This is a genomic window from Micromonospora aridisoli (assembly GCF_056150025.1).
On record NZ_JAXCFK010000006.1, the window covers coordinates 50,121 to 63,570 of the forward strand.

The 13,450-nt window shown below is 69.5% G+C and carries 13 protein-coding genes and 1 tRNA gene; 12 read left to right on the forward strand and 2 right to left on the reverse strand.

Going from position 1 to position 13,450, the window contains the following annotated elements; all coding sequences use genetic code 11:
• Positions 1–67 precede the first annotated feature (67 nt).
• The 3 genes from SM447_RS14630 (at position 68) to SM447_RS14640 (ending at position 3,197) form a co-directional block, all read left to right on the forward strand.
• Complete coding sequence (locus SM447_RS14630) at positions 68–1,873, forward strand: ABC-F family ATP-binding cassette domain-containing protein (protein ID WP_474573336.1); 1,806 nt, start codon at positions 68–70, stop codon at positions 1,871–1,873.
• 119 nt (positions 1,874–1,992) lie between these two features.
• Entirely contained in the window at positions 1,993–2,448 is a 456-nt protein-coding gene (locus tag SM447_RS14635; RefSeq protein WP_474573337.1) for a DUF4383 domain-containing protein, read from the forward strand.
• Between the two features lie 269 nt (positions 2,449–2,717).
• Positions 2,718–3,197: a DUF4383 domain-containing protein gene (locus SM447_RS14640; RefSeq protein WP_474573338.1), complete on the forward strand. Its 480-nt coding sequence runs from the start codon at positions 2,718–2,720 to the stop codon at positions 3,195–3,197.
• A gap of 28 nt (positions 3,198–3,225) precedes the next feature.
• Here the strand turns inward: SM447_RS14640 and SM447_RS14645 are convergent, their stop codons facing one another.
• Positions 3,226–3,915: a TetR family transcriptional regulator gene (locus tag SM447_RS14645; RefSeq protein WP_474573339.1), complete on the reverse strand. Its 690-nt coding sequence runs from the start codon at positions 3,913–3,915 to the stop codon at positions 3,226–3,228.
• 112 nt (positions 3,916–4,027) lie between these two features.
• Positions 4,028–4,981: an acyl-CoA desaturase gene (locus tag SM447_RS14650; RefSeq protein WP_474573340.1), complete on the reverse strand. Its 954-nt coding sequence runs from the start codon at positions 4,979–4,981 to the stop codon at positions 4,028–4,030.
• Positions 4,982–5,110: 129 nt separating this feature from the next.
• Between SM447_RS14650 and SM447_RS14655 the strand changes: the two genes are divergently transcribed.
• The 9 genes from SM447_RS14655 to cysN all read left to right on the forward strand — a co-directional run bounded on the left by SM447_RS14655 (position 5,111) and on the right by cysN (position 13,414).
• Positions 5,111–5,842, forward strand: coding sequence for a helix-turn-helix domain-containing protein (locus SM447_RS14655; RefSeq protein WP_474573341.1), 732 nt, complete (start codon positions 5,111–5,113; stop codon positions 5,840–5,842).
• A 46-nt stretch (positions 5,843–5,888) separates the two neighbouring features.
• Positions 5,889–5,959: transfer RNA gene (locus tag SM447_RS14660), tRNA-Gln, on the forward strand.
• A gap of 73 nt (positions 5,960–6,032) precedes the next feature.
• The gene (glmU, locus tag SM447_RS14665) at positions 6,033–7,568 is read left to right on the forward strand and encodes a bifunctional UDP-N-acetylglucosamine diphosphorylase/glucosamine-1-phosphate N-acetyltransferase GlmU (protein WP_474573342.1); all 1,536 of its coding nucleotides are present in this window, start codon (positions 6,033–6,035) and stop codon (positions 7,566–7,568) included.
• Between the two features lie 62 nt (positions 7,569–7,630).
• Entirely contained in the window at positions 7,631–8,611 is a 981-nt protein-coding gene (locus SM447_RS14670) for a ribose-phosphate diphosphokinase (RefSeq protein ID WP_474573343.1), read from the forward strand.
• A gap of 256 nt (positions 8,612–8,867) precedes the next feature.
• A complete protein-coding gene (locus tag SM447_RS14675; protein ID WP_474573344.1) occupies positions 8,868–9,566 on the forward strand; it encodes a 50S ribosomal protein L25/general stress protein Ctc in 699 nt (232 codons plus the stop codon).
• Positions 9,567–9,684: 118 nt separating this feature from the next.
• Positions 9,685–10,275, forward strand: a complete 591-nt coding sequence (gene pth, locus SM447_RS14680) for an aminoacyl-tRNA hydrolase (protein WP_474573345.1) — start codon at positions 9,685–9,687, stop codon at positions 10,273–10,275.
• 18 nt (positions 10,276–10,293) lie between these two features.
• A complete protein-coding gene (locus tag SM447_RS14685; protein WP_474573346.1) occupies positions 10,294–11,127 on the forward strand; it encodes an inositol monophosphatase family protein in 834 nt (277 codons plus the stop codon).
• A 74-nt stretch (positions 11,128–11,201) separates the two neighbouring features.
• Positions 11,202–12,110, forward strand: a complete 909-nt coding sequence (gene cysD / locus SM447_RS14690; RefSeq protein WP_474573347.1) for a sulfate adenylyltransferase subunit CysD — start codon at positions 11,202–11,204, stop codon at positions 12,108–12,110.
• Positions 12,110–13,414 (forward strand): sulfate adenylyltransferase subunit CysN, encoded by a 1,305-nt coding sequence (cysN, locus tag SM447_RS14695; RefSeq protein WP_474573348.1) that lies wholly within the window; start codon positions 12,110–12,112, stop codon positions 13,412–13,414. Before cysD ends, cysN begins: the two co-directional genes overlap by 1 nt.
• Positions 13,415–13,450 lie beyond the last annotated feature (36 nt).

A 13,450-nucleotide genomic window follows, 5' to 3' on the forward strand; every position in this document is an offset into this window, starting at 1 on the left:
CCTGGAATGACAGGCGTCCCCAGGTGCCAGCCGGCACCGGGACGCCTTGATCATGGAAGGTGGGTACGTGGCCAACATCGTCAACCTGGACCGGGTGTCCAAGGGCTACGGGGCGGCCGGGCCCCTGCTCACCGACGTCTCGCTCGGCCTGGACGACGCCGACCGGGTCGGCGTCGTCGGGCTCAACGGTGCCGGCAAGTCCACCCTGCTACGACTGTTGACCCGCATCGAACAGCCCGACGACGGACGGGTCACCCACCGGCGTGACCTGCGGGTCGCCTGGCTTCCGCAGAACCTCACCCTCAGCCCCGACGCCACCGTCCGCGACGTCGTCCTCGGCACCGAGTGGCTCGCCGAGAGCATGGGCGCGGAGCACGAATGGGCCGGCGACGCCGGAGTACGCGCCATCCTCGACGGACTCGGCATGCCCCACCTGGGTCTCGACGCCCCGGTCGGGCCGATGTCCGGTGGCGAGCGCCGTCGGGTGGCCCTGGCCGCCCTGCTGGTTCGTGACGCCGACCTGCTCATCCTCGACGAGCCCACCAACCACCTGGACGTCGGTGGCGTCGACTGGCTGGCCCGGCACCTGCTCGGCCGCAAGGGCGCACTGGTCGTGGTCACCCACGACCGGTGGTTCCTCGACGCCGTCTGCACCACCACCTGGGAGGTCGCCGACCAGACCGTCCGCGCCTACGAGGGTGGCTACGCGGCCTGGACCCTCGCCCGCGCCGAACGGGAACGGGTCGCCGCCGCCACCGAGGCCCGCCGGCAGAACCTGCTCCGCAAGGAGATCGCCTGGCTGCGCCGCGGTGCGCCGGCTCGAACCTCGAAGCCGAAGTTCCGGATCGACGCCGCCAACGCGCTCATCGCCGACGTGCCGCCACCGCGCGACACCATGTCGCTGCAACGGCTCGCCACCGCCCGACTCGGCAAGCAGGTGTACGACCTGGAACAGGTCCGGCTGCACGCCGGTCCCAAGACCATCCTCGACGGTGTCACCTGGCAGGTCGGCCCCGGTGACCGGGTCGCCATCCTCGGCGCCAACGGCGCGGGCAAGACCACCCTGCTGCGGTTGCTCGCCGGCGTCACCCGGCCCGACGGCGGGCGGATGATCACCGGTAGCACCGTACGGCCCGCCTTTCTCTCCCAGGAACTCGCCGAACTGCCCAGCGAACTGCGCGTCCTCGAAGCTGTCGAGGAAGTCGCCCGGCGGGTGCGGCTCGGCGACCGGGAGATCTCCGCCGCCCAGCTCGCCGAGGTGTTCGGCTTCGACGACCGGCGTCTCTGGACCCCGGTCGGTGACCTTTCCGGTGGTGAGCGCCGCCGGCTGCAGATGCTGCGACTGCTCGCCAGTGAACCGAACGTGCTGCTGCTCGACGAGCCCACCAACGACCTCGACACCGACACCCTGGCCGCGTTGGAGGACCTGCTCGACTCCTGGCCCGGCACGATCGTGGTGGCCAGCCACGACCGTTACCTCATCGAGCGGGTGGCCGACTCGGCGTACGGGCTCTTCGGTGACGGCCGGCTGGTGCACCTGCCCGGCGGCGTCGACGAATACCTCACCCGTGCCGGCGATCGACCGGGGCCGGGCCGAACCCCGACACCTGCCACGGCGACCACCGCACCGGCCGACGGCGGCGGGATGAGCGCCGCCGAGGCCCGACAGGCCCGCAAGGAACTCACCCGCCTCGAACGACAGGTCGGCAAGCTGGAGCAGAAGGAGGCCGCGCTGCTCGACCAGCTCGCCGCGAACGCCACCGACTACACCAAGGTCGCGGAGCTGGACGCCCAGCTCACCCAGGTTCGCAGTGAGCGGGAGGAAGCCGAGCAGGCCTGGCTCACCCTGGCCGACGAGATCCCCGCGAGCTGAACCGGCCCACCTGGCCGCGGCCCGACCTGGCGTTCCAGGGACCCCGTGTGCGGCGTCACACCGCAGGATGCGGGAGAATCGCCGTCGACCCCTCACCCCAAGGCGTTGGAGACACAGACATGGCCCACACCCCCGTCAACCACCCCGCGCGGCCGATCTACCGGGCGATCGGCGGGCTGATCGGTCTGTACCTGGTGGTCTTCGGTGTGATCGGCTTCCTCGCCAGCACCGGCGAGCCCTTCTTCGGCCGCAGCGACACCCAGGCTCTGGGTCAGGGCACGAACCTCGGCTTCTCGCTGTTCAGCATCGTGGTCGGTGCGATCGTGCTGGCCGGCACCGCCATCGGCCGCAACCTCGACGTGCTGATCAACCAGTGGTCTGCGTACCTGATCATGGTGGTCAGCCTGGCTGGACTCGCCTTCATCCGGACCGAGGCCAACATCTTCAACCTGAGCGTCGCCACGGTCGTCGTGCACATGGTGCTCGGCCTGGCGCTGCTGATGGCCGGCATGTACGGCAAGGTCGGCAGCGACGAGGAGCACGAGGCGTGGCAGAAGGCTCGGCTCGTGCTCTGAGGTCGTCTCGGTTCCGGTTGGGGTTTTTGCCGGAGCCCGACCCGCTCCGGGCGGTCAGGCCTGATCCCTGCGCGGGTCGGGCTCCGGCGAAAACCTGTCGTGGTTCCGCTTCGAGTGAGACGCACGGCCGGAGGGTAGGGGAAATCTTTCGGTGGGCCTGCGGGCCGAGGACCCGGGTCTGGGTTGGCTGAGGCTCGGCGTTTGGGCGGCGCGGGCGGCGTGGGTGGGGAACAATGCCCTTGTTGTTCCCTTTTGGTGTGGAGGCGTCGATGGCGCACTTTCCGATCAACCACCCGGCGCGGCCGTTCTACCGGGCGCTGTCCGGCCTGGTCGGGCTCTACATCCTGCTCTTCGGCGTCTGGGGCACCGCCGTCACCTGGGGTGACCCGCTCTTCGGCCGGGGCGGCAACTGGGCGCTCGGCCTCCGTACCAACCTGGCCTTCTCGCTGGTCTCCATCGTCTTCGGGGCCGTGCTCATCGTCGGCGCGTCCCGGCGCGGCAACCTCGGCCACTACATGAACCTCACCGCCGGGGCCGTCTTCCTGGTCACCAGCATCCTGATGATGTCGGTGCTCCAGACCAGCGCGAACTTCCTGAACTTCTCCATGTCGACGGTGATCGTCTCGATGCTCTTCGGGCTGATCCTGCTCGGCACCGGCCTCTACGACAAGGTCGGCCCGCCCGAGGACGCCGAGGCCGAGCGCAGCCGCCGGAACCATCCGGTCGCCGAGGCCCACCGTCGCCGTTGACCGACACCCCGGGCGGACCGTTGGACGGTCAGCGTCCGCGTACGGTGATCAGGTCGGGCCTGGCCTCCAGGTGCGACAGTCCGTTCCAGGAGAGATTCACCAGGTGCGCGGCCACCGTCTCCTTGCGCGGCTTGCGTACCTCCAACCACCAGCGGCCGGTCAACGCCACCATGCCCACCAGCGCCTGCGCGTACAACTCGGCGAGCTTCGGGTCGTAGCCGCGACTGGAGAACTCCGCGCCGAGAATGTGCTCCACCTGGTGCGCGACGTCGTTCATCACGCTGCTGAAGTTGCCCGTGGCCGAGAGCACCGGCGACTCCCGCACCAGCACCCGGAACCCGCTGGTCTCCTCCTCGATGTAGCCGAGCAGGGCCAGTGCGGCCTGCTCCAGCAACTCCCGGGGATGCCCTGCGGTCAGCGCCGTGGTGATCCGGTCCAGCAGCGATCGGACCTCCCGGTCCACCACCACCGCGTAGAGCCCCTCCTTGCCACCGAAGTGCTCGTAGACCACGGGCTTGGAAACCTTCGCGCGCGACGCCACCTCCTCGATGGAGGTGGCGTCGAAGCCGCGCTCGGCGAAGATCTGCCGACCGATCGAGATCAGCTGCTCACGGCGCTGGGCAGCGGACATGCGTACCCGGGAGGTCGGCTTCGCCGACGTGGCCGGCACCGCCCGCCGTCGCCGCTTGCCGCCTTCCGCGCTTGGAGCCTCGGCCATCTCGTCACCTCGCTGGCGCTCGGTGACGCCCTGTCGTGGGATGCTGCCTGCCTTCTGCCCGGTCACCCGAACATACTGCCAGGTAACTTGCGGGCTGGCGGCCCGGTCAGCGTCAGGCCGCCGGCCTCACCAGCTTCGCCGCGATCCGCTCCGGTTTCGGCCAGCGCACGTCCCAGGCCGCGCCCACCTTCTCGAACAACCAGATCACCCGGGCCGAGATGTCGATCTGCCCCCGCAAGACGCCGTGCCGCGCACTCGTCGGGTCGGCGTGGTGCAGGTTGTGCCAGCTCTCCCCGAAGGACAGCAGCGCCAATGGCCAGAAGTTCGCCGCCCGGTCGCCGTGGCGCATCATGAACGGACGCTCCCCGTACACGTGACACACCGAGTTGATCGACCAGGTGACGTGGTGCAGCAGCGAGATGCGGACCAGGCCGGCCCAGAACAACGCGGTCAACGCGCCCTGCCAGGACCACGTCAACAGCCAGCCCATCACCGCCGGACCGAGCACCGACACGATCACCAGTACGGGGAAGAACCGGTCCATCCGCCGGATGTCCCGGTCGGCCAGCAGGTCCGGCGCGAAGCGCTCCCGATTGGACAGTTCCCGGCCGAACAGCCAACCCATGTGCGCGTGGAACAGCCCCTTGGTCAGGCCGCGCACGGTGGCGCCGAAGCGCCACGGCGAGTGCGGGTCCCCCTCCAGGTCGGAGAAGGCGTGGTGCCGCCGGTGGTCGGCCACCCACTGGATGATCTCACCCTGCACGGCGAGCGAGCCGGAGGCGGCCATGGCGATGCGCAACCACCGCTTCGCCTTGAACGAACCGTGGGTGAAGTAGCGGTGGTAGCCGACCGTGATGCCCAGGCCCGACACCACGTACCAGAACGCGGCGATGCCCACGTCGACCCAGCTGAGCCAGCCGCCCCACGCCACCGGCACGGCGGCGATCAGCGCCGCGAACGGAATCACCACGAACGACCAGAGCGCGATCAGGATGCCGCGTGACTGGGTGCCCTGGGTGAGGGGTTTCGGGCCGATCGGGTGAGGGTCGAGAAGGGCGTGGGACATGGCACCTCACAGGAACTCGGATCGCAATCTACGCCTACGTCACCGTAACTTACGAGCCCGGAAGATCACATCAGACAGCGATGCGAATGGATGCCGGAGGTGTCGTACGTCTGTCCCAACCTGCACCACATGACTGATTTCGACGCGACCCGCCGTCCGAAGGCCAGGCCGGCTCTGCGCGCCGAGGCGGAGGCGCTGCGGACGACTGGCCAGTCGGTACCGGAGATCGCGCGACGGCTGGGGGTTAGTCGGTCAACGGCGTACCTCTGGGTTCGGCATATTCCGCTCAGCCGGGACCCAGAGGAGGAGCGGGAACGTCGGCGTGCTCACTCAAAGTCCATGACGGATGCGCAGTGGGGGGAGCACCGCCGGGTCCGGGACGCCGCGCGGACTGAAACGATCAACGCCACCGCTGCGTGGGTCAAGAGCCTGCGTTATCGCGAGCTGGTGTTGGTCGGTGCGGCGCTCTACTGGGCCGAGGGCACCAAGGCCAAGCCTTGGCGACCGCACGACTGCCGGGTGCGTTTCGTGAACAGCGACCCGGCGTTGATCGGCTTGTTCGTCCAGTTCGTGGAGGCGCTGGGTGAGCGGCGCGAGGCATTGCGCTACCGAGTCGCGATACACGAGTCCGCCGACGTGGGGGAGGCGGTCAGGTGGTGGGCCGGCCAGGTGGGCGTATCGGCTGAGGCGTTCAAGCCGACGACATTGAAGCGGCATCGCCCCACGACCGTGCGTCGCAACACCGAAGAGACGTATCGGGGCTGTCTGAGTGTCGAGGTGCCCAGGTCCCGTCGGTTGTATTGGAAGATCGAAGGGATCATGAAGGGGATGAGCGATGGTGGCGGAACTGCGGGGCGCTAAAGTGTAGGAGTCCTACAGGCGGAGAGGTTTTGTCCGCTTTGATCTATCCCGGGTCGTCTAATGGCAGGACGTCAGGTTTTGGTCCTGATTATAGGGGTTCGAATCCTCTCCCGGGAGCTTCCGCTGATCTGTGGCTGATGTCTGGTTAGCATGGCCGCGAGACTGTCCGCGTTCCGACGGGAGCCACGTCGTGTCCGAGCCCTACCCCCGCACCGTCGTCGTGCTCGCCGCCGGTGAGGGCAAGCGGATGAAGTCCTCGTTGCCCAAGGTGCTGCACCCGCTGCTCGGTCGGACCCTGGTGGGCCACGTCCTCAACGCGGCCGACCCACTGGCCGCGGCGCGCACCCTGGTGGTGGTCGGGCACGGCGCGGACCAGGTCCGCGCCCATCTGGCCGAGATCGCTCCGGAGGCCACGGCGGTCCTGCAGGCGGAGCAGCTCGGCACCGGTCACGCGGTGCGGATCGCGTTGGAGGCCGCCCCGGAGGTCACCGGCACCGTGGTGGTGCTCAACGGCGACGTGCCGCTGCTGCGGCCCGAGACGGTCGTCGAGCTGGTGACCGCCCACGAGAGCGAGGGTGCCGCGGCGACCGTGCTGGCCGCCGAGGTGCCGGATCCGACCGGGCTCGGGCGGATCGTGCGGGACGCGTCCGGGCGCCTGGAGCAGATCGTCGAGCAGCGGGACGCCACCTCCGCCCAGCTTGCCGTCCGGGAGATCAACGCTGGCATCTACGCGTTCGACGCGGCCCGGCTGCGGGACGTGCTCGGCAAGCTGTCGACCGACAACGACCAGGGCGAGGAGTACCTGACCGACGTCTTCCGGATGCTGGTCTCCGCCGGCGAACCGGTGGGTGTGCACCTGGCGGCCGACCACACCGAGACGCTCGGTTGCAACGACCGGGTCGAGTTGGCGGCGCTGCGTCGCCTGCTGCGCGACCGGGTCAACGAGCGTTGGATGCGTACCGGGGTGAGCCTGCTCGACCCCGAAACCACCTGGATCGACGTGACTGTGGCCCTGGACCGCGACGCGGTGGTGGATCAGAACACCCAACTGCGTGGCGGTTCGGTGGTGGGTGCGGGCGCGGTGGTGGGGCCCGACGTGACGTTGATCGACACGGTGGTGGGGCCCGGGGCGACGGTGCTGCGCAGTCACGCGGTCGGCGCCGAGGTGGGTGCGGGCGCCAGCGTCGGGCCGTACGCGTACCTGCGGCCGGATGCGCGGTTGGCGGAGCGGTCGAAGGTCGGCACGTTCGTCGAGGTGAAGAACTCCGAGTTGGGGGCCGGTGCGAAGGTGCCGCACCTGTCGTACGTGGGTGACGCGACGATCGGCGCGCGGGCGAACATCGGCGCGGCGACGATCTTCGTGAACTACGACGGGGTGAACAAGCACCGCACGGTGGTCGGCGAGGCGGCGTTCGTGGGCTGTGACACGAGCCTGATCGCGCCGGTCGAGGTGGGTGCCGGGGCGTACGTGGCGGCGGGCAGCGCGATCAGCAAGGACGTGCCGCCGGGGGCGCTGGGAGTCACCCGGGCGCCGCAGCGCAGCGTGGAGGGGTGGGTGACGCGCAAGCGCCCGGGCACGGCTTCCGCGGAGGCCGCCGAGCGTGCCCTCCGGGGCGTGCAGGATGCTCCGGCCGAGACGTCGGCCGCAAGTGAAGGTGAGGCAATGCACGGAGCTGCCGAGCCGGTCGGCGGTACGGTGGGGTCGGGAGATACTGCAACCGACTAGTCCCCCGGCCGACCGTCTCCGTAGGTCGGGTACCGACGACAAAAACGGGAGCAGACGGGCCCATGGGCAGCATCGTCGCTGAAAACCGCAAGAGCCTGATGCTCTTCTCCGGGCGTGGCTTTCCGGAGCTGGCCAAGGAGATCGGTGAGGTGCTCGGCGTCGCGCCGACGCCGGCCGACGCGTACGAGTTCGCCAACGGCGAGATCTTCGTACGGTTCAAGGACTCGGTGCGTGGTTCGGACGCCTTCGTGGTGCAGTCGGTCACGCACGGGGTGAACACGTGGGTCATGGAGACCCTGATCATGGTCGACGCCCTGAAGCGCGGTTCGGCGAAGCGGATCACGGTGGTCCTGCCGTTCTATCCGTACTCCCGGCAGGACAAGAAGCACCGCGGCCGGGAGCCGATCTCGGCGCGGCTGGTCGCCGACCTGCTCAAGACGGCCGGGGCGAACCGGATCCTCACCGTGGACCTGCACACCGCGCAGATCCAGGGCTTCTTCGACGGCCCGGTGGACCACCTCTTCGCGATGGACATCCTGGCCGAGTACGTGGAGCGCAAGTACGCCGGCCGGCCGATGACCGTGGTGGCGCCGGACTCGGGACGGGTTCGGGTGGCCGAGCGGTGGACGGACCGGCTGGGTGGTTGCCCGCTGGCGTTCATCCACAAGACCCGGGATCCGTTGAAGCCGAACCAGGTGGTGGCGAACCGGGTGGTCGGTGAGGTCGAGGGTCGGGTCTGCCTGATCGTCGACGACATGATCGACACGGGTGGCACGATCTGCCGGGCGGCGGACATCCTGAAGGAGTCGGGAGCGGCCGACGTGATCGTGGCGTCCACCCACGCGCTGCTGTCCGACCCGGCGACGGAGCGGTTGAAGAACAGCCCGATCAGCGAGGTGGTGGTGACCAACACGCTTCCGCTGCCGCCGGAGAAGCAGCTCGACAAGCTCACCGTGCTGTCGATCGCGCCGCTGCTGGCCCGGGCGATCCGCGAGGTCTTCGACGACGGCTCGGTGACCACCCTCTTCGGTGGGCTGAGCTGAGCGGGGTCGACGGCTGAGCCGTCGGGCCGGTGCCGGGGGCGGGTACGGGGACTGCCGGAAACCCGGGAAATCCCTCGGGTAGACTGGTGCGGTTGCCACGGCGAGGGTGCCCTGCGGGCCGCTGAGAAGCGCCGCACGGAGGCACCGTGATCGACGCGGTGCTCCGGGCAGTCTTCTGACGCATGAGCCCCTGCGAGCCCCCCGCCCAGCACCGCCAGACGACAAGCTGCCGCAGCGAAGCATCAGGAGTTTCCCCGTGTCCGAGGTAAAGATCAGCGCCGAGCCCCGCACCGAGTTCGGCAAGGGTGGTGCCCGTCGTACCCGCCGGGCCGGCAAGGTGCCCGCCGTGCTGTACGGCCATGGCGAGAAGCCCAAGCACATCGCGCTGCCGGCCCGAGAGTTCGCGGCCGCGATCCGCAAGGGCGGCGCCAACCAGCTCTTCGCCATCGACGTGAGCGACGGCACTCAGGCGCTGGCGCTGCCGAAGGCGATTCAGCGTGACCCGATCAAGGACACGTTCGAGCACGTCGACCTGCTGCTGGTGCGTCGGGGCGAGAAGGTCACGGTGGACGTTCCGGTCCAGCTCACCGGCGAGGCCGCCCGCGACACCCTGATCGTGCACGACCACGACACCCTTTCGGTGACCGCCGACGCGACCAAGGTGCCGGATCACCTGGAGGCGTCGATCGAGGGTGCCGAGGCAGGTTCCCAGGTGACCGCCAGTGACGTGACGTTGCCGGCGGGTGTGGAGCTGGCCGCCGACCCGGAGCTGGCCATCGCCACGGTCACCGCCGCGCCGACCGCCGAGCAGCTGGAGGCGACGCTGCCCGAGGTCGAGACGGCCACCGAGGAGGCCGAGGCCGAGGTCGGCGAGGTCACCGAGGGTGCCGCCGAGGGTGCCGAGGAGCCGGCCGCCGAGGGCGAGGCCGGCACCGAGGGTCGTACCGAGGCCTGATCGTCTCGCGGTTCAGTTTGCGACAGGCGTCCCCGGTTCGTCGGGGGCGCCTGTCGGCGTATCGGATGATCGGCGGTGCGGGCGGGGGCGGCCGCCGGCGTGAGCGGGAGGTGCGGCGGTGACGGACGAGACCGGGCCGTGGCTCGTGGTCGGCCTGGGTAACCCGGGCCGGGAGTACGCGGGCAATCGGCACAACGTCGGGTTCATGGTCGCCGAGCTGCTGGCCGGTCGGTTGGGTGGGAAGTTCGGCCGGCACCGGCGGGCCGTGGCGGAGGTCGCGGAGGGGCGGCTCGGGTTGGGGGGGCCGAAGCTGGTGCTGGCCAAGCCGCTGACCTACATGAATCTTTCCGGAGGCCCGGTGGTCAGCCTGGCGCAGTTCTACAAGGTGCCGCCGGGTCGGGTGATCGCGGTGCATGACGAGTTGGACATCGGATACGGCCAGCTGCGGGTCAAGTGCGGCGGTGGTGAGGGCGGGCACAACGGCCTGCGATCGATGTCGAAGTCGTTGGGCACGAAGGATTACGTGCGGGTGCGGTTCGGGATCGGTCGACCGCCGGGGCGGCAGGATCCGGCGGACTACGTGCTGTCGGATTTCGGCACGGTGGAGCGCAAGGAGTTGGACTTCCTGGTGGACCGGGCGGCGGACATGGTGGAATCCGTGGTCAACCGAGGTGTGGAGCCCACTCAGAACCTTTATCACGGGGTTTGAGGCGACGGGAGCGGAAGCATGAGCGGTCCACCGATGATCGACGGCGCGTTCGCGCGGTGGCTGGCGGATCGGGCCGGGCAGGCGTTGCTCGGCCTGCGGGCCGAGATGGGGTTCGCGGACGCGGGCGCGTTGAAGTCGGCGGGGGACAAGGTCTCACACGACCTGATCCGTACCGAGCTGGCGAGGTGGCGCCCGGGTGACGCGGTGCTCTCCGAGGAGGACGAGGGTTCCCGGCTGGCCCGGTCGGCCGAGGCGAACACCGGTGTCGTCTCCCGGTTGGCCGCCGACCGGGTCTGGATCATCGATCCGTTGGACGGTACGCGGGAGTTCAGCGAGGAGGGGCGCGCGGACTGGGCGGTGCACGTGGCCCTCTGGGCGCGTAGCGCGGCCACTCCGCACGGTCTGGTCGCCGGTGCGGTCGGGTTGCCGGCCCAGCATCGGGTGCTGGGTACGGACCTTCCGCCGGCCTATCCGCCGATGACGCCGGAGGCGGCGAGGGCCGGTGGTGCCTGGCGGTTGCGGTTGGCGGCGAGTCGCAGCCGGCCGCCGGTGTTCCTGACCGATCTCGCCGAGGAGGTCGGGGCGCAGTTGGTGCCGATGGGTTCCGCCGGGGCGAAGATCGCGGCTGTGGTCACCGGTGAGGTGGACGCCTACATCCACGCCGGCGGGCAGTACGAGTGGGACTCGGCGGCACCGGTGGCTGTGGCGACGGCCACCGGACTGCACGCTTCCCGGATCGACGGTTCTGCGCTGAAATACAACGAGGCGGATCCTCGCCTGCCTGATCTGCTGGTGTGCCGCAAGGATCTCGCCAGCCGGTTACTTGCAGCGCTGCAGCGGCATTGCGGGTAGCCTGTCGCTACTTTCTGACATCCCCGACCGGAAAGGTCTGGAAAGCGGATGACCGAGCGAATCGAGCCGGTGTCATGACCAGCGCGGCGTACCAGGTCACCCATCTCGACGCGCTGGAGGCGGAGAGCATCTTCGTGATGCGCGAGGTGGTCGCCGAGATGGAGCGGCCGGTGCTGCTCTTCTCCGGCGGCAAGGACTCGATCGTCATGCTCCGGCTGGCGCAGAAGGCGTTCGCGCCGGGCCACATTCCGTTTCCGGTGATGCACGTCGACACCGGGCACAACTTTCCCGAGGTGCTGGACTATCGCGACCAGCGGGTGGCTGAGCTGAGCCTGCAACTGGTGGTGGCCAGCGTGCCGGAGGCCCTGGCCAGCGGCCTGGTCCGGGAGTCCGCCGACGGGATGCGTAACCGGATCCAGACGCCGGTGCTGCTGGAGGCGGTGGAGAAGCACCGCTTCAACGCCCTGTTCGGGGGCGCCCGGCGGGACGAGGAGAAGGCGCGGGCGAAGGAGCGGATGTTCAGCTTCCGCGACGAGTTCGGCCAGTGGGACCCGAAGAACCAGCGGCCCGAGTTGTGGGCGCTCTACAACGGCCGGCACCACCCGGGCGAGTCGATCCGGGTCTTTCCGCTGTCCAACTGGACCGAGTTGGACGTGTGGCACTACATCGCCCGGGAGCGCATCGAGTTGCCGTCGATCTACTACGCGCACGAGCGCGAGGTGGTCGAGCGCGACGGGATGCTCTACGCGGTCAACGAGTTTCTGCCGGCGCGCGCCGGTGAGGAGCGGTTCAAGGCCCGGGTGCGGTATCGCACGGTGGGCGACGCCTCCTGCACGGCGGCGGTCCGTTCCGACGCGGACACGGTCGAGAAGGTCATCGAGGAGGTCGCCGCGACCCGGATCACCGAGCGTGGGGCGACCCGGGGCGACGACCGGGTCAGCGAGGCCGCGATGGAGGACCGTAAGCGGGAGGGCTACTTCTGATGACCACCGAGACGCTCGCGTCGGCCCCGTCCGTGGCGGAGGGCCGGCCGATGGACCTGCTGCGCTTCGCCACGGCCGGAAGCGTGGACGACGGCAAGTCGACCCTGATCGGTCGGCTGCTCTACGACACGAAGTCGTTGTTCACCGACCAGTTGGCGGCGGTGGAGGCGGTCAGCGCGGCTCGGGGCGACGAGTACACGAACCTGGCGCTGCTCACCGACGGCCTGCGGGCGGAGCGGGAGCAGGGCATCACGATCGATGTGGCGTACCGCTACTTCGCCACGCCCCGGCGCAAGTTCATCATCGCCGACACCCCGGGGCACATCCAGTACACCCGGAACATGGTCACCGGGGCCTCCACCGCGGATCTGGCGCTGATCCTGGTGGATGCCCGCAAGGGCCTGGTCGAGCAGTCCCGCCGGCACGCCTTCCTCTGCTCCCTGCTGCGCGTGCCGCACCTGGTGCTCTGCGTCAACAAGATGGATCTGGTCGACTTCTCGCAGGAGGTCTTCGAGCGGATCGCCGACGAGTTCACCGCCTTCGCCGCGAAGTTGGACGTGCCGGACCTGACGGTGGTGCCGATCTCCGCGTTGCGCGGCGACAACATCGTCAGCCGTTCGGAGAACATGCCCTGGTACGAGGGCCCGGCGCTGCTGCACCACCTGGAGCGGGTGCACATCGCCAGCGACCGCAACCTGGTCGACGTCCGCTTCCCGGTGCAGTACGTGATCCGCCCGCAGTCGACCACCGTCACCGATTACCGGGGCTACGCCGGCCAGGTGGCCTCGGGGGTGCTCAAGCCGGGTGACGAGGTGATGGTGCTCCCGTCGGGCTTCACCAGCCGGATCGCCGCGGTGGAGACCGCCGACGGGCCGGTCGCGGAGGCGTTCCCGCCGATGTCGGTGACGGTACGTCTGGAAGACGAGATCGACATCTCCCGCGGTGACATGATCTGCCGGCCGAACAACGCGCCGGCGGTGGCCCAGGACATCGAGGCGATGGTCTGCTGGATGGACGAGACCCGTCCGTTGCAGGTCGGCGGCAAGTACGCGATCAAGCACACGACCCGCTCGGCTCGGGCGATCGTTCGCGGCCTGCACTACCGTCTCGACATCAACTCGCTGCACCGGGACGAGTCGGCGAACGAGTTGCGGCTCAACGAGATCGGCCGGGTCCGCCTGCGGACCACCGTCCCCCTGCTGGCCGACGAGTACCGCCGCAACCGCACCACCGGTGGCTTCATCATCATCGACGAGACCACCAACCGCACCGTCGGCGCCGGAATGATCGTCGAAACCGCCTGACGCCCCCCTCCTCCTCCGATCCCCTCCTTGCTGCCG